Origin of the sequence: Serratia sp. ASV30, from assembly GCF_016428815.1 — a bacterium.
In the GTDB taxonomy this organism is placed as follows: domain Bacteria; phylum Pseudomonadota; class Gammaproteobacteria; order Enterobacterales; family Enterobacteriaceae; genus Chania; species Chania fonticola_C.
Genome location: NZ_JAELTL010000025.1, coordinates 46,696 through 71,846, shown reverse-complemented (window position 1 = coordinate 71,846; position 25,151 = coordinate 46,696). Strand labels below are relative to the sequence as shown.

The 25,151-nt window shown below is 56.2% G+C and carries 21 protein-coding genes; 11 read left to right on the top strand and 10 right to left on the bottom strand.

Features of this window, described 5'->3' with window-relative positions; all coding sequences use genetic code 11:
- The first annotated feature begins 85 nt into the window (after window positions 1–85).
- Together JHD74_RS13245 and JHD74_RS13240 are read left to right on the top strand one after the other, a co-directional pair.
- Window positions 86–490, top strand: a complete 405-nt coding sequence (locus JHD74_RS13245; RefSeq protein ID WP_199062859.1) for a hypothetical protein — start codon at window positions 86–88, stop codon at window positions 488–490.
- Between the two features lie 321 nt (window positions 491–811).
- On the top strand, window positions 812–1,348 hold the full coding sequence (locus JHD74_RS13240) for a glycine zipper 2TM domain-containing protein (RefSeq protein ID WP_024531143.1): 537 nt from the start codon (window positions 812–814) through the stop codon (window positions 1,346–1,348).
- 58 nt (window positions 1,349–1,406) lie between these two features.
- Here JHD74_RS13240 and mfd read toward each other — a convergent pair whose 3' ends face one another.
- A complete protein-coding gene (gene mfd, locus JHD74_RS13235; protein ID WP_199062858.1) occupies window positions 1,407–4,883 on the bottom strand; it encodes a transcription-repair coupling factor in 3,477 nt (1,158 codons plus the stop codon).
- 349 nt (window positions 4,884–5,232) lie between these two features.
- On the bottom strand, window positions 5,233–6,213 hold the full coding sequence (locus JHD74_RS13230; protein ID WP_199062857.1) for a threo-3-hydroxy-L-aspartate ammonia-lyase: 981 nt from the start codon (window positions 6,211–6,213) through the stop codon (window positions 5,233–5,235).
- Between the two features lie 244 nt (window positions 6,214–6,457).
- On the opposite strand from JHD74_RS13230, the gene lolC reads away from it, so the two are divergent.
- From lolC to cobB, 5 genes are read left to right on the top strand one after another with little or no spacing between them, the layout of a single operon-like run.
- Window positions 6,458–7,660 carry a lipoprotein-releasing ABC transporter permease subunit LolC gene (lolC, locus tag JHD74_RS13225; protein ID WP_074031332.1) on the top strand — a complete coding sequence of 401 codons (1,203 nt, stop codon included), beginning with the start codon at window positions 6,458–6,460 and terminating at the stop codon, window positions 7,658–7,660.
- Window positions 7,653–8,357, top strand: a complete 705-nt coding sequence (gene lolD, locus JHD74_RS13220) for a lipoprotein-releasing ABC transporter ATP-binding protein LolD (RefSeq protein ID WP_024485237.1) — start codon at window positions 7,653–7,655, stop codon at window positions 8,355–8,357. Before lolC ends, lolD begins: the two co-directional genes overlap by 8 nt.
- Window positions 8,357–9,604, top strand: coding sequence for a lipoprotein-releasing ABC transporter permease subunit LolE (lolE, locus tag JHD74_RS13215; protein WP_199062856.1), 1,248 nt, complete (start codon window positions 8,357–8,359; stop codon window positions 9,602–9,604). Before lolD ends, lolE begins: the two co-directional genes overlap by 1 nt.
- A 52-nt stretch (window positions 9,605–9,656) precedes the next feature.
- A complete protein-coding gene (nagK, locus tag JHD74_RS13210) occupies window positions 9,657–10,574 on the top strand; it encodes an N-acetylglucosamine kinase (RefSeq protein ID WP_024531138.1) in 918 nt (305 codons plus the stop codon).
- A 9-nt stretch (window positions 10,575–10,583) separates the two neighbouring features.
- Window positions 10,584–11,423, top strand: coding sequence for a Sir2 family NAD+-dependent deacetylase (cobB, locus tag JHD74_RS13205; RefSeq protein ID WP_024485240.1), 840 nt, complete (start codon window positions 10,584–10,586; stop codon window positions 11,421–11,423).
- 197 nt (window positions 11,424–11,620) lie between these two features.
- Here the strand turns inward: cobB and potD are convergent, their stop codons facing one another.
- The 4 genes from potD to potA form a co-directional block, all read right to left on the bottom strand.
- Window positions 11,621–12,667, bottom strand: coding sequence for a spermidine/putrescine ABC transporter substrate-binding protein PotD (gene potD, locus JHD74_RS13200; protein ID WP_199062855.1), 1,047 nt, complete (start codon window positions 12,665–12,667; stop codon window positions 11,621–11,623).
- A 118-nt stretch (window positions 12,668–12,785) separates the two neighbouring features.
- Window positions 12,786–13,562, bottom strand: a complete 777-nt coding sequence (potC, locus tag JHD74_RS13195; RefSeq protein ID WP_074031335.1) for a spermidine/putrescine ABC transporter permease PotC — start codon at window positions 13,560–13,562, stop codon at window positions 12,786–12,788.
- On the bottom strand, window positions 13,559–14,419 hold the full coding sequence (gene potB / locus JHD74_RS13190; protein WP_024531135.1) for a spermidine/putrescine ABC transporter permease PotB: 861 nt from the start codon (window positions 14,417–14,419) through the stop codon (window positions 13,559–13,561). Before potB ends, potC begins: the two co-directional genes overlap by 4 nt.
- Window positions 14,403–15,509 carry a spermidine/putrescine ABC transporter ATP-binding protein PotA gene (potA, locus tag JHD74_RS13185; RefSeq protein WP_024531134.1) on the bottom strand — a complete coding sequence of 369 codons (1,107 nt, stop codon included), beginning with the start codon at window positions 15,507–15,509 and terminating at the stop codon, window positions 14,403–14,405. The genes potB and potA overlap by 17 nt, the downstream gene beginning before the upstream one ends.
- A 333-nt stretch (window positions 15,510–15,842) precedes the next feature.
- On the opposite strand from potA, the gene pepT reads away from it, so the two are divergent.
- Window positions 15,843–17,075, top strand: coding sequence for a peptidase T (pepT, locus tag JHD74_RS13180; protein WP_024531133.1), 1,233 nt, complete (start codon window positions 15,843–15,845; stop codon window positions 17,073–17,075).
- A 302-nt stretch (window positions 17,076–17,377) separates the two neighbouring features.
- Here the strand turns inward: pepT and JHD74_RS13175 are convergent, their stop codons facing one another.
- From JHD74_RS13175 to phoP, 3 genes are all read right to left on the bottom strand, one after another.
- Window positions 17,378–18,499, bottom strand: a complete 1,122-nt coding sequence (locus tag JHD74_RS13175; protein ID WP_199062854.1) for a cupin domain-containing protein — start codon at window positions 18,497–18,499, stop codon at window positions 17,378–17,380.
- 80 nt (window positions 18,500–18,579) lie between these two features.
- Window positions 18,580–20,037 (bottom strand): two-component system sensor histidine kinase PhoQ, encoded by a 1,458-nt coding sequence (gene phoQ, locus JHD74_RS13170; protein ID WP_024531316.1) that lies wholly within the window; start codon window positions 20,035–20,037, stop codon window positions 18,580–18,582.
- Between the two features lie 5 nt (window positions 20,038–20,042).
- Entirely contained in the window at window positions 20,043–20,714 is a 672-nt protein-coding gene (gene phoP, locus JHD74_RS13165; protein WP_021804688.1) for a two-component system response regulator PhoP, read from the bottom strand.
- A gap of 351 nt (window positions 20,715–21,065) precedes the next feature.
- Between phoP and JHD74_RS13160 the strand changes: the two genes are divergently transcribed.
- From JHD74_RS13160 to JHD74_RS13150, 3 genes are read left to right on the top strand one after another with little or no spacing between them, the layout of a single operon-like run.
- Entirely contained in the window at window positions 21,066–22,316 is a 1,251-nt protein-coding gene (locus tag JHD74_RS13160) for a nucleoside permease (RefSeq protein ID WP_024531315.1), read from the top strand.
- Window positions 22,317–22,367: 51 nt separating this feature from the next.
- A complete protein-coding gene (locus JHD74_RS13155) occupies window positions 22,368–23,387 on the top strand; it encodes an ADP-ribosylglycohydrolase family protein (protein ID WP_199062853.1) in 1,020 nt (339 codons plus the stop codon).
- Window positions 23,384–24,358, top strand: a complete 975-nt coding sequence (locus JHD74_RS13150) for a PfkB family carbohydrate kinase (protein WP_199062852.1) — start codon at window positions 23,384–23,386, stop codon at window positions 24,356–24,358. The genes JHD74_RS13155 and JHD74_RS13150 overlap by 4 nt, the downstream gene beginning before the upstream one ends.
- On the opposite strand, the gene JHD74_RS13145 is transcribed toward JHD74_RS13150, so the two are convergent.
- Window positions 24,345–25,109, bottom strand: a complete 765-nt coding sequence (locus JHD74_RS13145) for a GntR family transcriptional regulator (protein ID WP_074032127.1) — start codon at window positions 25,107–25,109, stop codon at window positions 24,345–24,347. The two genes, JHD74_RS13150 and JHD74_RS13145, sit on opposite strands and share 14 nt — an antisense overlap.
- Window positions 25,110–25,151: the final 42 nt, after the last annotated feature.

The window sequence follows — 25,151 nt, the reverse complement described above, 5'->3', positions numbered from 1 at the left end:
CCCCCCCCCCCCCCCCCCCCCCCCCCCCCCCCCCCCCCCCCCCCCCCCCCCCCTTTTTAGATGTGTATAAGAGACAGAGCTAGACATGAACAAAAGTCGTCCCTTCACCGAAACACTACAATACCTCTGGTCAGAGGAGCTTTCGGCAAGCCGAAAACTGACTTACGACCTCATAGAGTTAATAGCGGGTAAAGATGCCAAATCAAGATTGGTCATTATTGAAGTGATGGAGGCAACGGGAAACATCATGTTCACAACTCTGAATGAGATAACTAGTGGAACCAGTTTAAAACTGGAATTTTGTGGTTCCCTGCATGCAAGCCATGAATCAGGACACACAATGGGAGCCGATGATGAAATCATAACCCGGCTCATTTTCACTGAGGATGAATGTCAGTATTTTACATCACTCATTAATGATGGATTTAAAGCGTTTGTCCGCTTTATCGATCAGCTTTATGACGGTATCGAAGCAGCAAAATTTCGGTAAGGAATCGACACGTCTTTACCCATGTTCACCGTATACACTGCCGATTTTTCCAACACAGCGGTTTGATTCCGCACCCATGCCTCACGGTTTTCGATTCGTGAACAACGGGTATGGTTAAGATTCTTCTTAATTCATTGGTTTTGGCCCGCTTTCATCGCATTTTGCTCACGGAGTCTTATTGCGAGGCTGAACTTCCTTGTGCAGACTTTAGGGCGTTTACAGACGGCGCGTCACGCACGCCGTAAACCGGGGGGATTGCCTATGATTGATGCGAGCTTGCCCGGTGCATAATGCGTGGTAACACATTCAGGAGGATTTCCTGTGAACAAATCAATGTTAGCCGGTGTTGGGATTGGTATTGCAGCCGCTCTGGGAATTGCTGCCGTGGCCGGTCTGGACGTATTCACTCCCGGCCCACAATATGCGCAGGTTCTCGCCGCAACACCGATCAAAGAAACCATCAAGACCCCTCGCCAGGAGTGCCGGAATGTCACGGTGACCCATCGTGCGCCAGTTCAGGATGAAAACCGCATCGCTGGCTCAGTGCTGGGGGCGGTGGCCGGGGGGGTTATTGGTCATCAGTTTGGCGGCGGCCGTGGCCGTGATGTTGCGACCGTGGTGGGTGCGCTGGGGGGTGGGTATGCTGGTCACCAGGTGCAGGGTGCCATGCAGGATAACGATACCACCACCAGCACGCAGCAGCGCTGTAAAACGGTGTATGACAAATCGCAGAAAATGCTGGGCTATGACGTGACTTACAAAATTGGCAACCAACAGGGTAAAATCCGCATGGATCACGATCCAGGCACCCAGATCCCGCTGGATAAAAGCGGCCAGTTGATACTGACCAAGGTCTGATCTTCGCCATTTACTCCTAACAACAGCCCTCTCCCAAAGGGAGAGGGGACATTGGTCATCAAGCTGGCAAAGTATGCTCTCTGAACGCTGCCAGCAGTTCGCCGATAAACTTCAAGCGTTCGGCCCGGTCGCTAAGATCCAACATAAACTTCAGCTTGGTTGGCCCATCCAGGCGGTAAACCTGCGGTTTGCTTTGCAGCAAGCCAATCAGATAACCCGGATCGACCCGGTTCTTCTCACCAAACTCGATAAAGCCCCCGCGCTCGTTGCCTTCGATACGCTTGATCCCCAGTAACTGCGCCTGTTGACGCATTGCCGCGCTTTGCAGCAGATTACGTGCTGCATCCGGCAGCAGGCCAAAGCGGTCGATCAGCTCAACCTTCAGTTCCTCCAGTTCACCCTCATTTTTAGCGCTGGCAATGCGTTTATAGAAGGACAAACGAGTATTCACGTCCGGGATAAAGTCGTCGGGCAGCAGCGCTGGCATGCGCAGCTCCACTTCCGTCTGATTGCTGGTGAGATCTTCCAGCGAAGGCTCACGCCCGTTCTTCAGGGCGTCGACGGCGCTTTCCAACAGCTCCATATACAGCGAGAAGCCCACGGTGGTCATCTGGCCGCTTTGGTCCTCTCCCAGCAGTTCCCCTGCACCACGGATTTCCAAATCGTGGGTAGCGAGCGCGAATCCGGCCCCCAAATCTTCCAGCGTGGCAATCGCCTCCAACCGCTTGTGTGCGTCGGTGCTCATGACCTTCGGGTTTGGCGTTAACAGATAAGCATAGGCCTGATGGTGAGAACGCCCGACGCGGCCACGCAGTTGATGCAACTGCGCCAAGCCAAAGCGGTCGGCCCGTTCGATAATGATGGTATTGGCGCTGGGGATATCGATGCCGGTTTCGATAATGGTGGTACAGACCAGCACGTTGAAGCGCTGGTGGTGGAAATCGTTCATCACCCGTTCCAGATCGCGTTCCCGCATCTGGCCGTGGCCAATGGCAATCCGCGCTTCCGGCACCAGCTCCGCCAGGCGTTCGGCGGCTTTATCGATATTCTCGACGTCGTTATACAGGTAATACACCTGGCCGCCACGCAGTACCTCACGCAGGATGGCCTCGCGCACCACCAGGCTGTCGTACTCGCGGACAAAGGTTTTCACTGCCAGACGGCGGGCCGGTGGGGTAGCAATGATCGACAGATCGCGCATGCCGCTCATGGCCATATTCAGGGTTCGCGGGATTGGCGTGGCGGTCAGCGTCAGGATATCAACGTCAGCCCGCATTGCCTTGATGCGCTCTTTGTGGCGTACGCCAAAGCGGTGTTCTTCATCGACAACCAACAACCCCAGATCTTTCCAGCGCAGATCGCTCTGCAATAGCTTATGGGTACCAATGAGGATATCGACTTTGCCTTCGGCCGCCTCTTCCAGGATCTGTTGCTGCTCTTTGGCACTGCGAAAACGCGACATCATTTCGATGCGGATTGGCCAGGTGGCAAAGCGATCGCGGAAGTTGTCGAAGTGCTGCTGCGCTAACAGGGTCGTCGGCACCAGGACCGCGACCTGCTTACCGTTCTCGACGGCCAGGAAGGCGGCACGCATCGCCACTTCAGTTTTACCAAAGCCGACGTCGCCGCACACCAGACGATCCATCGCCAATGGCTGGCACATATCGCTCAGCACCGCGTTGATGGCCTGTTCCTGATCTGGCGTGGTCTCAAACGGGAAGGTCTGGCAAAACAGTTGATACTGGTCACGATTATGCTTGAACGCAAAACCGCTCTTGGCGGCACGTTGGGCGTAAATGTCCAACAGCTCGGCGGCCACGTCACGCACGCGTTCGGCGGCTTTCTGCCTGGCTCGAGACCAGACATCTCCGCCGAGCCGGTGCAGTGGGGCGTTTTCGTCGGCTCCACCGGCATAGCGGCTGATCAGGTGCAGGGAAGAGACCGGCACGTACAGTTTGTCCTCACCGGCGTAGGAGAGGATCAGGTATTCCGCTTTGATGCCCCCGGCTTCCAGCGTCGTCAGGCCAACGTAGCGGCCAACGCCGTGTTCCAGATGCACCACCGGTTGCCCTGGGTGCAGCTCTGCCAGGTTGCGGATCAGGGTATCGGTATTGATGGTGCGGCGATTATCCTGCCGACGGCGGCTGACGCGCTCACCGAGCAGATCGCTTTCACAAATCAACGCCCGGTCACGCAGCGTATCCAGGAAGCCACGCTCGGAGGCACCGACCATCATGTAGCGGCCCGATGCTTCGACCTCATCCAGATGATGGATCAGGCTGGTACTCAGCTTGATGCGGCCAAGCAGATCTTGCAGGGTTTCGCGGCGGCCTTCACTCTCTACTGAGAAGACCACGCCCCCGGTGAAGCTTTCAATAAAGCGTCGCAGATTATCCAGTGGGGCCTTCTGCTGGGCCTGGACGGCGAGATCCGGCAGGGTTTGATAGCCAAGGTTGGTGCAACCGGCTTTGGCGGGCAGTTCCTCGGTTTTCAACGCCATTCGCGGCCAGGCTTTCAGCTCGGCAAATAGCGCATCGACCCGTAGCCACAGGGTCTCCGGAGCCAGCAGCGGTCGCATCGGATCGATCCGCCGGTTCTCATAGCGTTGATTGACATCAAGCCAGAAACGCTCGGCGGCGCCTTCCAGGTTACCGGTGTTGACGAGCAGCGTATTGGCTGGCAGATAGCTGAACAAGGAAGGCAGCGGCTGGCTGAAAAACAACGGTTGCCAGTATTCGATACCGGCAGGCCAGGTGCCTTTACTCACTTGCTGATAAATATGTTCGGCGTCGCGGCGTACTTCAAACTGTTCACGCCACTGGCTGCGGAACAGCTCAATGGCGGCCTTATCGGTCGGGAACTCGTGAGCTGGCAGCAGGTTGATGGCTTCCACTTCGCTCAACGTGCGTTGGTTATCCACATCAAAGGTGCGCAGGCTGTCGATCTCGTCGTCAAAAAAGTCGATGCGATAAGGTTCTTCGCTGCCCATGGGATACAAATCCAGCAACGCACCGCGCGTAGCAAATTCGCCATGTTCCATCACCTGATCGACGCTGCGGTAACCGGCCTGTTCCAACTGTGCCCGCAGCAGGTCCCGCGACAGCCGTTGGCCATTTTTCATCACCAACGCATGGCCATGCAGGAACTCATGCGGGCAGACGCGTTGCATCAACGTATTCACCGGCAAAATGATGATGCCGCGTGCCATGGTCGGCAGATGATACAGGCTGGAAAGCCGCGCCGAGATGATTTCCTGATGGGGCGAGAAGCTGTCGTATGGCAGCGTTTCCCAGTCGGAAAGGGTGGTCACCATCTGATCGGTAAACTGCTGGATTTCGTCACGCAACCGCAATGCATTTTGCATATCCGGGGCGATGAGCATCACCGGGCCGGGATGGCGTTCGGCGATTTCCGCACATTCCACGGCACAGGCAGAGCCGGTGAGTTGCCCTAGCTGGCGTAAATCGCCCGCACGGTCAGGAAGAGAGTAACGGTAGGAAGATGCGGAGCTGCGGCTTTTATCAGAAATGCTCATTCAGTTATCTTTAATCAATGAATTGAATAACAGTTTTTGTGGTGTTCACCGTGGGCGCTTGACGTGTGAATACCACAAAATCCTGTTTACCTGGCGTTTGGCCAAAGCTAACCCGTTCCCCCTCCCCCTAACCCTCTCCCCAAGGAGAGGGAGCTGGAACGGTGTTGCGATTAGGAACGGAGTATGGCTGTGGCACATTCGGTACCCTCTCCTTCTGGGAGAGGGTTAGGGTGAGGGGACCATCAAGTGGTTCAAGCCCATCACCTTTTACCTTGGTTATACTAGCCTAGCAGCTTATAAACTGACACTGGTAAAAGCGCGAGCAAGCTTCCTGTTGGCGGTAATTTAATCAATTCTGTGCCATGGCGAGATACTGGCCGATTTTATCGACGTCCACGTTGCCACCGCTGACGATCACCCCGACTTTTTTGCCCTGCAGATCGATGACCTGATTCATCGCCGCAGCGGCAGCCAGGCAACCGGTCGGTTCGACTACCATCTTCATCCGCTCCATAAAGAAACGCATTTGCTGGCATAGCTGTTGGTCGGTCACCGTCAGGATATCTTCCACATAGTGTTGAATGATCGGGAAGGTGAGATTGCCCACCTGCTGGGTTTGCGCGCCGTCGGCAATGGTTTTTGGTACCGGGATCCACACTTTTTCACCGCTGCGGAACGCCTGTTGCACATCGTTGCCCGCTTCGGGTTCGACACCAAATACCCGGCAACCGGGCGACCAGTGATGTGCCGCAATGGCGCATCCGGAGAGCAACCCGCCGCCACCGGTACAAACCAGCAGAATATCCAACGGGCCAACTTCTTCGATCAGCTCTTTAGCTGCGGTACCTTGGCCTGCCATCACCTGCGGATAATCGTAAGGAGGGATCACCGTTAAGCCCTGTTCCGCCGCTAACCGTTGGGTGATCGCTTCCCGGTCTTCGGTTTGCCGCTGATAGATCACCACGTTAGCTCCGTAGCCGCGGGTTGCCGCCAGCTTGGCGGCGGGGGCGTCATGTGGCATCACAATGGTGACGTTCACCCCAAGCTCACGGGCCGCCAACGCCATGGCCTGCGCATGATTACCGGATGAGAAGGCTATCACTCCGGCCTGGCGCTGGGCCGGAGCCAATTGGCTGATGGCGTTATAGGCACCACGGAATTTAAAGGCCCCAATGCGCTGGAAATTCTCGCACTTGAAAAAGAGCTGGGCACCGGCGATCTCATCCGCCTGGCGGGAAGTCATTACCGGTGTGCGGATCGCGTGGTTTTGCAGGATTTCGGCCGCTTTGGCAATATCGGCGGCGGTGATGCAGTGGGGCTTAACGGTCATGGCTACCTCATGTGGTTGGCATTGATTCGTTCAGTCTATTAATTTGCCCGTTGTAAACGGATTGTCAAACGGTTAAACGGCTGTCAGCGGAAACAACCGTGTCTTCAGGATGTTCAAAATCAGGCATTTTCTGTAAACCCGTGCAAACATGATGAATAAAACCGGCCGGGTGGTTCCATAAACCCGGTAGAGCCTTTATTATCCTTGATCACTTTGCTTAAGCTACGGCAACAAAACGGATTTCATGTATCAACCTGTCGCGTTATTTATTGGCCTGCGTTATATGCGCGGGCGAGCCTCAGACCGCTTTGGGCGGTTTGTTTCCTGGCTATCCACCATTGGCATTACGCTGGGGGTGATGGCGCTGGTGACGGTGCTTTCAGTGATGAATGGCTTCGAGAAAGATCTCGAAAACAACATCCTGGGGCTCATGCCGCAGGCGCTGATCACCAGTAAACAGGGCTCCATCAACCCTGAACAGCTGCCAGCCTCTGCCGTGCAAAACCTGCATGGTGTCACCCGAGTCACTCCGTTGACTACCGGCGATGTGGTGCTGCAAAGTGCTCGCAGCGTGGCCGTTGGCGTCATGTTGGGGGTTGACCCGCAGCAGCCCGATCCGCTGACGCCTTATCTGGTCAACGTTCAACAGCAACAGCTGCAACCGGGTGAGTACAACCTGATTATCGGTGAACAGCTTGCCGGGCAGTTAGGGGTCAAGCGTGGCGATCAACTGCGTCTGATGGTGCCTAGCGCCAGCCAGTTCACCCCGATGGGCCGCATCCCGAGCCAACGTTTATTCACCGTGATTGGCACCTTCCACGCCAATAGCGAAGTGGACGGTTATCAGCTGCTGGCGAACCAGCAAGATGCTTCACGCCTGATGCGCTACCCGGCGGGCAATATCACCGGTTGGCGCTTGTTCCTGCAACAGCCGTTGACGGTGGACACCCTTAGCCAGCAAACGCTGCCGGAAGGTACCCAGTGGAAAGACTGGCGTGAGCGCAAGGGTGAGTTGTTCCAGGCGGTGCGCATGGAGAAAAACATGATGGGGCTGTTGCTCAGCCTGATCGTGGCGGTGGCGGCATTCAATATTATTACCTCGCTGGGCCTGTTGGTGATGGAGAAGCAAGGCGAAGTGGCCATTCTGCAAACCCTGGGCCTGACGCGGCGGCAGATCATGTCGGTCTTTATGGTGCAGGGGGCCAGCGCCGGGATTATCGGCTCGCTCCTGGGAACGCTGTTAGGCGTTCTGCTTGCCACCAATCTGAACAACCTGATGCCGATCCTTGGCGCGTTGATCGACGGGGCTTCTCTGCCGGTGGCGGTTGACCCTATCCAGGTGACGATCATTGCCGTAGTGGCGATGGCGGTCTCGCTGTTATCCACGCTTTACCCTTCATGGCGCGCTGCCGCCGTACAACCCGCTGAGGCTTTACGTTATGAGTAACCATCCTTTATTGCAGTGTGAGCGCCTGTGTAAAACCTATCAGGAAGGCAACCTGCATACCGACGTGCTGCGCAATGTCAGTTTTGCCATGCAACCGGGCGAGATGATGGCGATCGTCGGCAGCTCGGGTTCCGGTAAAAGTACTTTGCTGCACCTGCTGGGGGGGCTGGATTCACCCACCTCGGGTGAGGTGATCTACAAAGGGCAGTCGTTGAACAAGCTTTCTTCCACTGCCAAAGCTGAACTGCGCAATCGTCAGCTCGGCTTTATCTATCAGTTTCATCATCTGCTGCCGGATTTCACCGCGTTGGAGAACGCCGCGATGCCGCTGCTGATCGGCGGCATGAAACCGGCGCTGGCGAAGGAAAAGGCGCTGGAGATGCTGGCGGCCGTGGGCCTGGAAAAACGTAGCAAACATCGCCCGTCCGAGCTCTCCGGCGGCGAACGTCAGCGCGTGGCGATTGCCCGTGCGTTGGTGAATAACCCTTCGCTGGTATTGGCGGATGAGCCTACCGGCAACCTGGATAAACGCACCGCAGACAGCATCTTCGATTTGCTGGGCGAATTGAACGTACGCCAGGGTACCGCATTTTTGGTGGTCACCCACGATCTGCAACTCGCTAAACGCCTGAGCCGCCAGTTGGAAATGGCAGACGGCCATCTACAGGCACAACTGACCCTGATGGGGGCCGAGTAATGAGCGCTTCGCCACTTTCATTGCTGATGGCGCTGCGCTTTAGCCGTGGCCGGCGGCGCGGCGGCATGGTTTCGTTGATCTCGGTGATCTCCACCATCGGCATCGCGCTGGGCGTGGCGGTGCTGATCGTGGGGCTGAGCGCAATGAACGGCTTCGAACGTGAACTGCAGAACCGTATTCTGGCGGTGGTGCCACACGGTGAGATCGAACCGGTCAAGCAACCGTTCACCGGCTGGCCGGAGATCCTGCAACGGGTCGAAAAGGTACCGGGCATTCTGGCAGCGGCACCCTATATCAACTTTACCGGGCTGATGGAAAATGGTGCTCAGCTACGTGCCGTGCAGGTAAAAGGGGTCGATCCTGCGCAGGAAAAACAGCTCAGCGCGCTGCCAAGTTATGTGCAGGGCGATGCCTGGGCTAACTTCAAAAGCGGTGAGCAGCAGGTGATCCTGGGCAAAGGGGTGGCTGACGCTCTGGGCGTGAAGCAGGGCTCTTACGTCACGGTGATGATCCCCAATAGCGATCCTGATATGAAACTGTTGCAGCCGAAGCGTATTCGCCTGCATGTCACCGGCATTCTGCAACTTAGCGGCCAGCTCGATCACAGTCTGGCCATGGTGCCGTTGGCAGATGCCCAGCAATATCTGGATATGGGTGACAGTGTCACCGGCATCGCCATCAAGGTCAACGACGTGTTCGCCGCTAACAAGCTGGTGCGTGACGCCGGGGAAGTCGCTGATGCCACCGTCTATATCAAGAGCTGGATTGGTACCTACGGCTTTATGTATCGCGACATTCAGATGATCCGCGCCATCATGTATCTGGCGATGGTGCTGGTGATAGGCGTGGCCTGTTTCAACATCGTTTCCACTCTGGTTATGGCGGTGAAGGACAAGAGCGGCGACATTGCCGTGCTGCGTACGCTGGGGGCCAAAGACGGCTTTATTCGCGCCATCTTTGTCTGGTATGGCCTGTTAGCCGGGCTGGTAGGTAGCCTTAGTGGGGTAGTGGTTGGAGTGATTGCCTCGCTACAGCTAACCAATATCATGAAAGGTATCGAAAAGCTGATGGGCCATTCTTTCCTGTCTGGCGACATCTACTTTATCGATTTCCTGCCGTCCGAGCTGCATTGGCTTGACGTGGCGATCGTACTGGGTACGGCAATCGTGCTTAGCCTGCTGGCCAGTTGGTATCCGGCCAGACGTGCCAGCCGCATCGATCCGGCCCGCGTATTGAGCGGGCAGTAATAAAAACCTGGGGCCAGTAGCGGGCCCCATTTTTTTACCCTGAGGGAGAGTTATGTACTACGGTTTCGACATGGGCGGCACCAAGATTGAACTTGGGGTGTTCGACGCCAATCTGCAACGTATCTGGCAAAAGCGGGTGCCGACGCCGCGTGACGACTACCGGCAACTGCTGGCGGTATTACGCGATCTCACCCATGAGGCCGATGCCGTCTGTGGTACGCAAGGGCTGGTGGGCATAGGTATTCCCGGCCTGCCAAATGAAGATGGCACCTTGTTTACCGCCAACGTCCCGGCCGCGATGGGGCAGCCGCTGCCTCGCGATCTGAGCGCGCTGATTGGCCGTGAGGTCAAGGTCGATAACGACGCCAACTGCTTCACGCTCTCGGAAGCTTGGGACGAAGAGTTTCGCCATTACCCGACGGTGCTGGGCATCATCCTGGGTACCGGAGTTGGTGGTGGTTTGATCGTTAATGGTAAAGTGGTCTCTGGGCGTAACTTTATCACCGGAGAGTTTGGCCATTTCCGCTTGCCTGTGGATGCGCTGGAGGTGCTCGGGCGTGATATTCCTCGCGTTCCCTGTGGCTGCGGCCATGACGGTTGCATCGAGAATTACATCTCTGGCCGCGGATTTGAGTGGATGTACGCGCATTTTTATCAACAACGGTTGCCAGCGCAGCAAATCATTGCGCATTATCAGGCCGGTGAACCACAGGCTGTAGCGCACGTAGAACGTTTTCTGGATGTCCTGGCCATTTGCCTGGGCAACCTGCTGACCATCATCGACCCCCACCTGGTGGTGATTGGCGGCGGCTTATCGAATTTTGCCGCAATTTATCAGGCGTTGCCCCAGCGTTTGCCCGCCCATTTGTTACGGGTAGCCAAACTGCCACGCATCGAGAAGGCACGCTATGGCGATGCTGGCGGTGTTCGTGGGGCAGCGTTCCTCAATTTGGTGGAAAGTCATAAATAAGGAGAGTTCATGCACACTCGCCATCGGTTGTGTCAGTTTCGCAAGAGTAAGCATGTGCGGCATCAGCGTTTTCGCTCGCGGATATTCCAACGCGATACCATGGCGGCGGCAGAGCTGAAAAAGCCGTTTGTCGTGGTGCTGACGGGGGCTGGGATCTCTGCCGAGTCTGGCATCCGTACTTTCCGCGCTGCCGATGGGCTGTGGGAAGAGCACAAGGTGGAAGATGTCGCCACCCTGGACGGTTTTCAGCGCGATCCTGCCTTGGTGCAGGAGTTTTATAATGCGCGCCGTCGTCAACTGCAGCAGTCAGATATCGGCCCTAATGCGGCCCACCGTGCGCTGGCTGATTTGGAAGAGTGGCTGGGGGAGGAGAACTTCCTGCTGGTCACGCAGAATATCGACAACTTGCACGAGCGAGCCGGTAGCAAGCAGGTGTTGCATATGCATGGTGAGCTGCTGAAAGTACGCTGCACCAGCTCCGGGCAGGTGGTGGAATGGTTGGGCGATCTGAGTGTGGATGAACGTTGCCACTGCTGCCAGTTCCCTGCGCCTCTGCGGCCGCACGTGGTGTGGTTTGGTGAAATGCCGCTGGGGATGGATGAAATTTACGCCGCGTTGGCCAAGGCCGATTTCTTTATCGCGATTGGCACCTCTGGCAATGTTTACCCGGCGGCAGGTTTTGTTCACGAGGCACGGTTGGGTGGGGCTTATACTATGGAGCTGAACCTGGAGCCGAGCCTGGTGGAAAGCCAGTTCGAAGAGAAGCATTACGGCCCGGCCAGCGAAGTGGTGCCACGCTTTGTGCACAAGTTCCTGATGGGCAAGGTCGAGCGGGCGGATAAGCCGTAGCAGGAGGTTGGGGGGGGAGATTGATGCTTGCCCCTCACTCTAACCCTAACCCTTTTCCACAGGGAGAGAGGACCGATCGAGTACGCTATCAGTTGTAGAAACTGACCTGGACATGGGGGACACAGATTAAACGCGAGATCTGGCCATGGCACTGTACCAGTTCCCTCTCCCTGTGGGAGAGGGAACTGGTGAGGGGATCAGCGACCGGCTTTTAGCTGCTGGAAGTAGGTCTCATACAGCGTACTGGTATCGCCCACATCGTTTTGCCATTCACCGTTCTCAATCACCGCATTATCTGGATACAGCGATTTGTCGTTGGCGATCTCCTTCGGCAACAGCTTTCTCGCGGCCAGATTGGGGGTAGGGTAACCGATGGTTTCCGCCACCTGTACTGCGATCTCCGGGCGTAGCAGGAAGTCGATCAGCTTCAACGCTCCCTCGACGTTCTTGGCATTCGCCGGAATAGCCAGGCTATCCATCCAGAAAATACCGCCTTCTTTCGGCCAGACGATCTCCAGTGGGGTACCAGCCTGGCGTGCGACATAGGCCGAACCGTTCCACACCATGCCCAGATCGACTTCGCCTTCCATATACGGATTGCCTGGGTTATCAGAGTTAAACGCCAGTACGTTTGGCATCAGCGTCTTGAGCTCGTTATAGGCAGCCTCGATCTGTTCAGGATCAGTGGTATTGCCCGAATAACCCAACTTGCGCAGCGCGACCTGGAACACTTCACGTGCATCATCGGTGAGCAACACGCGGCCTTTGTATTCCGGCTTCCACAGATCGGCCCAGGCGGTTACGGTATTGGCATCAATGGCATCCGTATTGACACCAATGGCGGTTGCGCCCCAGATATAGGGGATGGAGTAATCGTTGTTGGGATCGAACGGCTTGTGCAACAGGTTGGGATCGAGATCGTTAAAGTGGCTGAGTTTGCTTTTGTCGATCTTTTGCAGCATCCCTTCCTTGCTCATCTTGGCGATGAAATAGGTAGAAGGGACTACCAGATCGTACGCGCCGTCCCGGTAGGTTTTCAACTTGGCGTACATGCTTTCGTTGGATTCATAGGTGGAGTAAATCACCTTGATACCGGTTTCTTTGGTGAACTGTTCCAGCAGCCCCGGCGGGACATACTCGGTCCAGTTGTAGAAATAGAGCGTTTTGCCGTCGTCCGCGGCGTTTGCCGAGCCAAGGCTCAGTGCCATCATCCCGGCTGCGAGCAGATGTGACCACTTTTTCATGGTACGGATCCTTTAGCAGTGCGTGTTTTTACAGTATAGCGTGATGCGCCATACCCCAGAGAGCGGCCATTATAGGTGGCGTACCCAGTGGGGTAAAGGCGCTTATCCCATTGGCAAATCAGTGTTTTTGCCGATCGCGCAACAGCAGTTGGCTGGTCAGTACCAGCGCTAGCGATAACACCAGCAGAATGGTCGCCAGGGCGTTCACCTCAGGCGAAACGCCGACCTTCACCATCGAATAGATCTTCAGGGGCAAAATCTCGTAGCTTGGCCCGGTCACGAACGAAGAGACCACGACATCATCCATCGACAGCGTGAAGCTTAGCAGCCAACTGGCGGCAACGGCAGGCATCGCCAGCGGCAGGATGATTTTGCGCAGGATCACCATTTCGCTGGCACCCAGATCGCGTGCAGCCTCCAGCATCTTGACGTCAAAGCCCTTCAGGCGCGCATAGACGGTGACGACCACAAAGGGCAGGCAGAAGGTGATATGCGAAAACAGCAGCGACCAGAAGCCCAACGAGACCCCCAGCAGCATAAACAGCACCAGCAGCGAGATGGCCATCACGATATCTGGCGACATCATCACCACAAACAGCATGCCACCGACGAAGGGTTTCCCGCGAAAACGATAGCGATACAATGCCACCGCCGCCAAAGAGCCGATCATGGTCGCAAAGCTGGCGGAAAGTACCGCCATGGTCAGTGAATGCCCCGCGGCCTGCAACAGGCTGTCGTTGTTCATCAACATGCTGTACCAGTGGGTGGTGAAACCCTGCCAGTTGATGCCAAAGCGCGAGGTGTTGAACGAGTTAACGATCAGGATCACGATGGGAATATAGAGATAGGCGTAAATCAGGCTCATAAAGCCACCGCGCAACAGGCGTCCGATCATTCCAGTTCCCCCTTTTTGTTCAGCAGCTTGGCGGCCCGGTAATAGATCCACAGCATCAGCCCCATCACCAGCGTCAGGCAAATGCTGGTGGCGGCACCAAACGGCCAGTCACGGATATTCAGGAACTGGCTCTTGATGACGTTACCGATCAGCAGGTTTTTGGCTCCGCCCATCAAGTCGGCCACGTAGAACAGCCCCATAGCGGGCAGCAGCACCAACAGGCAACCGGCGATAATGCCTGGCATAGTCAGCGGAATGATGATGCGGATAAAGGTTTGCAGCTTGCTGGCCCCGAGATCGCGGGCCGCTTCCAGGCAGGATTTATCCAGCTTCTCCAGGCTGGAGTAGAGCGGCATCACCATAAATGGCAGCAAGATATAGACCAGCCCTAGCACCACTGCGCCAGAGGTATACATAATGCGTAACGGAGTATCGATGATCCCGGCCCACAGCAAGAACTCATTCAGATAGCCGCGAGTGCTGAGAAACAGTTTCAGGCCATAGATACGGATCAGCGAGTTGGTCCAGAAGGGCACAATCAGCAGGAACAGCAGCAGCGGGCGCACCCTTTGCGGCAGGCGGGCCAGAATAAAAGCGAAGGGGTAACCCAGCAGCAGGCAGCACAAGGTGGCGATCGCCGCCATGTTCAGCGAGTGCAGCATCACCTGGGCATACAGGGGATCAAACAGCCGGGTGTAATTATCCAGAGTGAACACCATCTGCACCAGATTGGCGTCGTCACGGGTGAGGAAACTGGTACCGATAATCATCAGATTCGGCAGAAAAACAAACAGCACCAGCCAGCCAACGGTGCCGCTGATCACCAGGTTTTGCAGCAAATTACGCGATTTCTTCATCGGCCAGCACTACCTCCCAGCTTGCAACCCAGGTTATCGCCATCTTCTGGTTTAACGAGTGGTCAAAGTCAGGATCGTCTTCATTGAAGAACTCGCTGACCATCACCATTTTACCGTTTTCCAGTTCAACTACCGACTCTAGCGTCATGCCTTTATAGTTGCGTTCGCGCACGTAGCCGATCAGGCCATCTATCTGCTCGCTGTCGTTCACCTCTTCGACGCGCAGATCTTCCGGGCGCAGCAGAACTTTCAGGGATTGCCCAGGCTCGACCGGGAGATCGGCGTAGATATCACACTCACGGCCTTCTACACGAGCGCGCACCCGCTGCGGATCGATACGATGTAGCACTACCGCATCAAAGATATTGATCTCACCGATAAAGCTGGCGACAAACAGGTTCTTGGGCTCTTCGTAGATTTCCCGTGGGGTACCGTCTTGTTCTATTCGCCCGTCGCGCATCACCACAATCCGATCGGACATGGTCAGCGCCTCTTCCTGATCGTGCGTGACGAACACAAAGGTGATGCCCAACTGGCGCTGTAGCGCTTTCAACTCGTTCTGCATCTGCTTGCGCAGCTTGTAGTCCAGCGCCGAAAGCGACTCGTCGAGCAGCAACAGTTTAGGTTTATTCACCACGGCCCGGGCAATCGCGACCCGTTGCTGTTGCCCACCAGACAGTTGATGCGGGCGGCGCTGAGCGAACTCGTCCAATTGCACCATGCGCAGGGCTTCCTCCACGCGCGGCGTTAACTCCGCCTCTGGGGTTTTCTGCATGCGCAGGCCAAAGGCGACATTTTCAAACACGGTCATATGGGGGAATAGGGCATAGCTTTGAAACACGGTGTTAACGTGCCGATGCTCGGCCGGGATGGCGGTGATGTCTTGCCCGTCGAGCACAATCTGCCCGTGGTCGGCATTTTCCAACCCGGCAATCAGCCGCAGCACGGTGGTTTTCCCGCAGCCGGAAGGGCCAAGCAGGGTGAGGAATTCACCATCGTTAATCTCAAGGTTGAGATCGCGGATGATCTCTTTGCCGTCAAAACTTTTACTCAGGGCGTTCAGTGTAACCAGAGAGGATCGTTCAGTCATTTTAGTGTCTCTATCCCGTACGGTGGTGCAGATAGAACCGCCGCTGGAAAAGACTGCGCGAGCTTACGGGAGTGACCCGTCAGGTACTGAAGCTCAAAGCCAGCGGCGCCGATCAAAAATTTAAGAGCGCGCATGATAGACGCTGAATCAGGTAATTGAAAGCCAAACAGCCCATAAGTCATGCCAATTGGCCGATTTTTGCGTCGGTAGTTACCCTATTAAACCATCACTTGCTTTAATGATTTGTGTTAAATCTGATTATTAATGACCTGTCTCAATATTTGATCCGGATCGGTTCCGCATAATGAAACGCGAAATTCTGAGGGCGGAACCATGGATAAACTACTAGATCGCTTTTTTAACTACGTCTCATTTGACACACAGGCTAAAGCGAACGTCAAACATGTGCCTAGTACCGAAGGGCAACTGAAGCTGGCGCGTGCGTTGCAACAGGAAATGATTGGGCTGGGGTTTGAACGGGTATCGCTAAGCGAACATGGCTGCGTGATGGGTACGCTGCCTGGCAATGTGAGCTGGCCAGTGCCAGCCATTGGCTTTATTTCTCACCTTGATACTTCACCCGATTTTTCGGGAAAGCATGTGACACCGCAGATAGTGGAAAACTATCGCGGTGGTGACATTGCCTTGGGCATTGGTGATGAAGTGTTATCGCCGGTGATGTTCCCGATCTTGCATCAGATGCTGGGGCAAACGCTGATCACTACCGACGGCAAAACGCTGTTGGGGGCCGACGATAAAGCCGGGATTGCCGAGATCTTGACCGCGATGGTGCGGCTAAAGCAGCAAAAAATACCTCACGGCGATATCCGCGTGGCGTTCACGCCGGATGAAGAAGTGGGCAAGGGAGCGCATTTCTTTGACGTTGCCGCGTTTGATGCAGCATGGGCTTACACCGTCGATGGTGGTGGAGTTGGTGAGCTGGAGTGTGAAAACTTCAATGCGGCAGCGGTGACGGTGAAAATCGTCGGTAATAACGTACATCCCGGCAGTGCCAAAGGGGTGATGGTGAACGCGTTGTCGTTGGCAACCCGTTTCCAACAGGCGTTACCCGCCGAGGAAACACCGGAGCATACTGAGGGGTATCAGGGCTTTTACCATCTCAACAGCATCAAGGGGAACGTTGAACGTGCCGAGATGCACTACATCCTGCGGGATTTTGAGCGTGAAGGTTTTGAGGCACGCAAGCGCAAGATGATTGAAGTTGCACAAAAAGTTGGCCGTGGGTTACCACGGGATTGCTACATTGAGGTGGCGATTGAGGATAATTACTACAACATGCGGGAGCAGGTGGCCGAGCATCCTCATGTGATCGAGTTGGCACAGCAGGCGATGCGGGACTGCGATATTGAGCCGGTGATGAAGCCGATCCGCGGTGGTACCGATGGTGCACAGCTGTCCTTCAAGGGGCTGCCTTGTCCAAACCTGTTTACCGGCGGCTATAACTTCCATGGCAAGCATGAGTTTATTACGCTGGAAGGGATGGAGCAGGCGGTAGCGGTGATTATGCGCATTGCTACTCTGAGCGCCGAGCGCGCTAAACGGTAGTTTTTTGCTTTAACAAAGGCCCCTCACCCTAACCCTCTCCCAAAGGGCGAGGGGACCGAATGTGCTACCACTTGGCTTTGGCACTCAGCCTAGACCTCAACGGCGCTACAGATTAATTACTGTGTCAGACTACAACGCCAAACCAGCGCCCTCTCCCAAAGGGCGAGGGGACCGAATGTGCTACCACTTGGCTTTGGTACTCAGCCTAGACCTCAACGGCGCTACAGATTAATTACTGTGTCAGACGACAACGCCATACCAGCTCCCTCTCCCTGTGGGAGAGGGTTGGGGTGAGGGGCGTCCTAGTCGTTAAAATACCAGTAACCGCTGTTGATTAACGCCGTCAGAAGGGCCAGGAACGACGGATCGTCCACCGCGTCGCCCAGCAAGGCGGCATCAACGCTGGCGTGCTGGCACAGCGCATCGGCGGCTTGCAGATGTTCGGTGTCGATTAGCTCACCGTTGACAAAGCATTGGTCGCCAACGCGCAGCACGCGTAACCCACCCAAACGTTGTAATGGCTCACCCTGTTGCAGTAACTCATAGATTTCACCGGCCTGATAAGGCGGCTCTGGCGGCGCGATGTCCAGCTCGTGGCGCGATTGCGAAATAAACTCGCCAAACCAGTTCTGGAAGTGCTCCGGCTGCTGCACCAGCTCCAGGATCATCCCGCGCAGTGCATCAACCTCATGGGGGAGAACCATCGCCGGGTGATCGCGCAGCGCGATATCCGGATCGGTGTAACGCTTGCTGCCCAACTCGCGCGCTAGCACGTAGTCGGCATAGCCACTCATCATCTCGCGGCCATTCGGCGCGCGGAAGCCGACGGAATAGTTGAGCGAGTTTTCCAGTGAGTAGCCTTCATGCGGGAATCCCGGTGGGATATACAGAATATCACCAGGCTCCATCTCTTCATCAATGATGGCGTCAAACGGCTCTACCTGTAATAGGTCAGGGTGCGGGCAGTGCTGCTTCATCGGTACTTTTTCGCCCACGCGCCAACGGCGGCGGCCAGTGCCCTGGATGATGAACACGTCATATTGATCGAGATGCGGGCCAACGCCGCCACCCGGCACTGAGAACGAAATCATCAGATCGTCCATGCGCCAGTCCGGCAGCTTACGGAACGGTTGCATCAGGGCACTGGAAGGCTGATGCCAATGATCAACGGCCTGCACCAGCAATGACCAGTTGTTCTCGCCCAGATGATCGAAGCTTTCGAACGGGCCGTGGCCAACCTGCCAGCGACCTTCCTGATGGCTCACCAGGCGGCTGTCCACCTCGTTTTCCATGGCCAACCCGGCCAGCTCATCCGGGGAAATCGGGTCGATAAAGTTGTTAAAACCACGCTTGATAATTACCGGGCGCTTTTGCCAATAGCGTTGCAAAAAGTCGTTCCAGTCGAGATCTAATTGGTAATCCATGTTCTATTCCAGGATAGAGTGAGCCTGCAGGGATTATAACGGAAGTTAGGCCCCGTGGATCGGGGCCTGAGCGACAGAATTTAATCGTGATGGTGGGAGTCGTGCTGGCGGGAGAAGGTGACCTCCATCCGTGCTCCACCCAGCGGGCTGTCGCTGATGGTAATTTGCCCGTCATATTGCTCGATGATCTCGGCGGCGACCGACAGGCCAATCCCCTGGCCGGGGCGCAGAGTATCGACGCGTTGGCCACGTTGGAAGATCAGCTCACGCTTGCTTTCCGGGATGCCGGGGCCGTCGTCATCAATGACGATCGTCAGATATTTGTCCGAGTGCAGCGAGGAGATCTCCACAAACTCCAGGCAATATTTACAGGCATTCTCCAGCAGGTTGCCCATTACTTCCATAAAGTCGTTTTTCTCGCCCATAAAAGTGACTTCTGGTGAGATATCGAGGGTAATGACTACCCCTTTGCGCTGATAGACCTTGTTCAGCGCCACGCTCAGGCTGTCGAGCAAGGCCGATACCGAATGGATCTCGCGGGTCAGCACGGTTTGACCAGAGTTGATGCTGGCTCGATGCAGGTAATAACCAATCTGCTGCGAGATACGGCTAATCTGCTCGAGCATGATCGGCTCGACCTCTTCGATGGTGGTCTGCTTGCTGGAACGCAGCGAACGCAGGGTGGTCTGCAATACCGCCAGCGGGGTTTTCAGGCTGTGGGTGAGGTCGGACAGCGTAGTGCGGTATTTGGTGTAGCGCTGACGCTCGTTGCGCACCAGGATATTCAGGTTTCGCACCAAGCCACGTAGTTCACTGGGGGGATTTTCATCCAGTTGCTCGCGCTCGCCATTTTCCAATTCACCGACCTGGGTTATCAGCGCCTTGATCGGCCGCAAACTCCAATACGCGGCTAGCCACAGCAGAGGCACGACCAGTAGTAGATTGGCCAGCAGTACGTAGCTGAACCATTCCCACACCACATCCGAGCGTTGCAGTTCCTGCGGAATGCTGTCGACCACCACAATGCTCAAGGCAGGCAGGCGTGGGGTGGCGGCATAGGTATTGACGGCCACCGAGTGGGTTAACGCCTCATGGTCGGTATCGTCATAGTCTTTCAGCTGATTCTGAGCCTTGGGGTTGTCGCCCAGCACTTCGCTACTGATGCGGGTGTCGGTGTCTATCTCATAGAAACCGGACTCTTGCAGCCACTCTTTCTGGATCCGTTTTTCCAGTTCCGGGACCGAGCGCTGGCTCCACAGCAGGTTGCCTTTATCGTCGTAGATAAACACCAGCGTTGGGGAGTTGATATCGAGATCGGGCGGGATGGCAATGGTCAGCTTCTGGTCTTTCCACTGCGCGAGGCTGAAGAACAGGTTGCTCTCACCGCGCAGCAGGCGGAAAGCGGTTTTATCAAAGCTGACGATATAGCCGACAACCGCAACCAGCCCATAGGACAGCGACAGCGCCAGGATCACCCCGGCGGTGGCCATCAGAAAGCGGGCGCGCAGTGAGAAAGGTTTTTTATCTCTGTTGAACATTATGCTCACTTGGCATCGAAACGGTAGCCCTGGCCACGCACGGTGGTGATCACTTCCTGCGGGTATTCGGCCTGTAGCTTTTTACGCAGGCGGCCCATTAATACGTCGATGGTGTGGCTTTCACGCAGTTCGGCATCCGGGTAGAGTTGCAACATCAATGAATCTTTGCTGACCACTTTACCCGCGTTACGGATCAACGTTTCGATAATGGTGTACTCAAAGGCCGTCAGTTTGATTTGCTGTTCGTTGACGCTCAACTCACGGCGTGAGAGGTCGATCTGGAATGGTGGCAGTACGATCACCTGTGAAGCCAGGCCGCTATTACGGCGCATCAAGGCCTGCATGCGGGCAATCACTTCTTCCAGATGGAAGGGCTTGGTGACGTAATCATCGGCACCGGCTTCCAGCACCGCTACCTTGTCCTGCCAACTTTCACGGGCGGTCAGTACCAGGATCGGCAATTTCATCTGATTGGCACGCCAACGGCGGATCAGGCTCAGGCCATCTTCACCCGGCAACCCTAGATCGACAATGGCGATATCAGGCGCGTGTTCCTGCAGAAAATAGTCGGCCTCTTTGGCATCTTCTGCGGCATCAACCTGATGCCCCATTTCACGCATTTGCACACTAAGATGGTGGCGCAATAGGCCATTGTCTTCAACAACCAGTACTCGCATGGTACAGACTCCTGTTGTTAGGCGGGTGCAACACCAGGCACCCGCGCTGAAAGGTTACACGCTATTGGCCACGTTGTGAAAACGCGCACTAGCTGACCATTCCCTGATCGTTTGATTCTGTCATCCTGTGATTATCGGCAATGGCTAATAAACGCAGGATAAACAGCGAAGTGTCAAAGGTAAACAAAACTTAAACAAAGCCTGACTGCCTGAAGTGTGAGCGGGATCGCTGCAAAGGATTAAAGGTATCATTAAGGTATTATATAGGTATCGTAATGATACTAATACCAGGAACCCTACACCGCTTTCCCGAGCCGATGCCGGGAAGGTAGCCAGCAAGGATACATAATAATGAAACGTCCTCATCTGAAGCTGTCTGTCATGATGTTTATCGAGTGGTTTATCTGGGGAGCGTGGTTTGTTCCCCTATGGCAATACCTCAACAAGCTCGGCTTCACGCCGGGCGAAATTGCCTGGTCGTACAGCAGTACGGCGATTGCGGCAATCCTCTCGCCGGTGCTGGTTGGCGTCATTGCCGATCGCTACTTCGCCGCGCAAAAAGTCTTGGGCTGGTTGCATCTGGCTGGCGGGGTGCTGATGTTCATCATCGCCTGGCAAACCACCTTTGCCACCTTCTTCCCGCTGCTGGTGATTTATGCCATCACCTATATGCCGACCGTGGCGCTGACCAACAGCATCGCCTTTGCCAACATTACCGATACCGAGAAAGAGTTCCCGCGCATCCGCGTACTGGGCACTTTGGGGTGGATTGCCTCCGGTCTGGTGGTGGGCTTTATGCTGCCGCCGCTGCTGGGTTTAGGCAATATTTCCGATAGCAACCTGCCGCTAATCATTACCGGTGTGGCCTCGATCGCGCTCGGTTTATACAGCTTTGTGCTGCCCAATACGCCAGCCAAAGGCACTGGCCCGGTGGATATCAAGGCGTTGCTGGGCCTGAACGCGCTTGGCCTGCTGAAGGATCGCTCATTTGCCACCTTCGCCCTGTGCTCGTTCCTGTTCTGTATGCCGTTGGCGTTTTACTACCAGTTTGCCAATGGCTATCTGACGCAGGTTGGGCTGCCGAATGCCACAGGCTGGATGACACTGGGGCAGGTCTCGGAAATCTTTGCCATGTTGGCGCTGCCGTTGCTGCTCAAGCGATACGGCATCAAGAAGGTGCTGCTGCTGGGCTTTGTGACCGCAGCGATCCGCTATGTGTTCTTTATCTACGGCGGCACCGCCGACGTCTGGGCCTACAGCATGCTGTTCCTGGGCATTTTGCTGCATGGCGTCAGCTACGATTTCTATTTCGTGACCGGCTATATCTACGTCGACAAAAAAGCGCCACCGCATATGCGTACCGCCGCTCAGGGCCTGATCACCCTGATTTGCCAAGGGTTGGGCAGCTTTATCGGTAACTGGCTTGGGGGCCGTGCGATGACCACTTTTGCCCTTGAACAACCGCGAGACGGTATGACGTTTGACTGGTTCGCCGTGTGGGGCGTGGGTGCGGTGATGGTGGTGGGCGTCATGCTGCTGTTCCTGCTGTTCTTCCGTGAACGCAGCGACAACATCACCCCGATTGACGTGGCACGGTCTTAATTCGTTGCGCCGGGCCTGTTGCCCGGCAAGGTAAAAATTCAGGAGAAACAGATGAAGCAGTTAACCCAGGAACAACGCGTGGTGGGCGCACTTTATGGTCAAATGCTGGGAGATGCGCTTGGCATGCCTTCCGAGCTGTGGCCGCGTGAGCGGGTTAAGCGCCACTTTGGCTGGATCGACCGCTTCCTCGACGGCCCGGCGGAAAACAGCGCCGCCTGCTATTTCACGGCAGCGCAGTATACCGATGATACCTCGATGGCTCTGGCACTCGCCGACGCGCTGATCGAGGCCGACGGTGAAGTGGTTCCGGAGCTGATTGCCCGCAACGTGATCCGCTGGGTCGATAGTTTTGACGCCTTCAACAAAAACATCCTTGGCCCTAGTTCCAAACTGGCGCTGGGGGAGCAGAAGAAGGGCACGCCGATTAGCAATTTGGAAAACAACGGGGTGACCAACGGCGCGGCAATGCGGGTTTCCCCGTTGGGTTGTGTGCTGCCTTCTGCGCCGTTGGAGCAGTTTTGCCAGCAGGTCTGGCTGGCCTCCAGCCCGACGCATAAATCCGATATCGCGGTTGCCGGTGCGGTGGTGATTGCCTGGGCGGTTGCCAAGGCGGTCGAAGGGGCCAGTTGGGCAGAGATCCGCCTGGCGTTACCGGGGGTGTCAGATTACGCTCAGCGCCGCCAGAGCACCACCTTCAGCGCGTCTTTAGCGGCGCGTATCGAACTGGCCTTCCAGGTAGTCGAACAGGCTGGCGGTACCGAGCAGGCCTCCGAACGGGTCTACCAACTGGTTGGCGCAGGGGTCAGCACCATAGAATCCGTACCGGCCGCGTTGGCTATGGTCGAACTGGCGCAAACCGACCCTACCCGCTGTGCGATCCTGTGCGCCAACCTGGGCGGTGATACCGACACCATCGGCGCGATGGCCACGGCGATCTGCGGTGCCTTGAACGGTATCGACGCGTTCGACGCGGCTATGTTGGCAGAATTGAAGCGGGTGAATCCGCTGGATATCAATCACTACGCGCAGGCCTTTCTCCGTTTCCGCCAGCGCTGGCAGGAGGCTGAATGAGTAACGAAAGACGCGAGTTATTGCAGACGCTGACCCAGGGCGGCTGGCATCAGCAGTGCCCGGTGACGGTGATTGGCGCAGCGGTGATGGATATGGTGGTGAGCGCCGATGCCTTGCCGGTACGCGGTGGCGACGTGTCGGCCCAGATGCAGGGGCTGCATTTAGGGGGCTGCGCGCTGAATATTGCCGTGGCTCTGCGCCAGTTGGGCATTACCAGCCACAATCTGCTGCCGGTGGGCGAAGGCGTGTGGGCAGAGCGTTTGCGTAGCGAGATGGCGCAGCGCGGCGTGAATTCCGATCTGCAAGTGGGGGGTGAGGATAACGGCTGGTGTCTGGCGCTGGTCGAGCCGGACGGTGAGCGCACCTTTATCTCTATCGATGGCATAGAGAACCAGTGGCAGCCGGAGTGGTTGGCAGACGTGACGCCACAAAGCGGGCTGGTTTACCTTTCCGGTTATCAACTGGGTGCCAGGCAGGGCCACGTGCTGGTGGACTGGCTGTTACGCCTGCCCAAACAGGTTCGCGTCGTGCTGGATATTGGCCCGCGCATTGACGTGATGGCGCAGAGCCTGCTGCAAAGCCTGATCCGCCCAGGGGTGATCTTGACGCTAAACCAGCGAGAAGCCCAGCACCTTGGCATGCAGGAAGATATTGCCGGTTTTTGCCAGCAGTTATGGTCAACCACCGGGCAACTGGTGATTGTGCGCTGCGGGGGGGAAGGCGGCTATTACTTTGCCGGGCCGGAGGATCATGGTTGGATTGCCGCTCGCCAGGTCAACGTGGTTGACAGCATCGGTGCTGGCGATAGCCACAGCGCCGGTTTGCTCGCCGGGCTCGCATTGGGCCTGACCGCCCGCCAAAGCATGATGTTAGCCAATAGCATCGCCGGTTACGTGGTATCGCAGGCTGGTGGAGATTGTGCGCCAACCCTGGCTCAGCTCCTGGCCAGTGAGGAGCTCAATCCTCGCTGATAAACTCGTACATGTCGCTGCGGCAGAAGCTTTCGCTGTATTCGATGGGCTTTTTCCGGCTGTCGAACAGCGTTTGCTTGATGATCAGCAGCGGCATGGGGTCTTTCAACTGTAGCGCTTGCAGGGTTTCACCGTCGCTCATGGCGGCGCTGACCTGGCTACGTAGCGATCCCAGCTCCACGTTGTTCAAACGGAAGTAGTCATACAGAGAAACGCCAATATCATCAACGTTGGCTATCGCCTCCGCCACCACATAAGACACCGCCACCGACATGGGGCGCTGATCGATAAAGTGAATACGTTTGAGTTTGTACACCGGCGTATGCTCGGCCAGCGATAGCTTCTCGGCCAGTGCGCTATCCGCCGGGATTTGCTCACGGCTGATCCACATGGTGTCCGGCTTACGGCCTTGCAGCATCACTTCGCGTGAAAAGCCTTTCACATCCGCCAGCGAATAGGCCAGTTTAGGTTGAGCCACGGTATTTTGAATGAAGGTGCCATAGCCCCGCGAGCGGCCGATAATGCCGTCCTGCTCCAGGCAGGCCAGGGCTTTGCGTACCGTAATGCGCGAGATCCCCAGCCGCTCGGTGAAATGGCGCTCACTGGGCAGAAAATCCCCCTGGTTCAATATGCCAAGCTCAATGGCTTGTCGTACCGATTCGTTAAAGCGCAGGTAGAGCGGCATAGCGCCAGCGCTGGTCAGATCGTGTTGCAGTTTGTCCAGCAGGCGCTGGTTGGGATCCGTGATCATCAGATTGCCTCCGGGAAACCTGGGCCTTTAGACCGGGGAGGA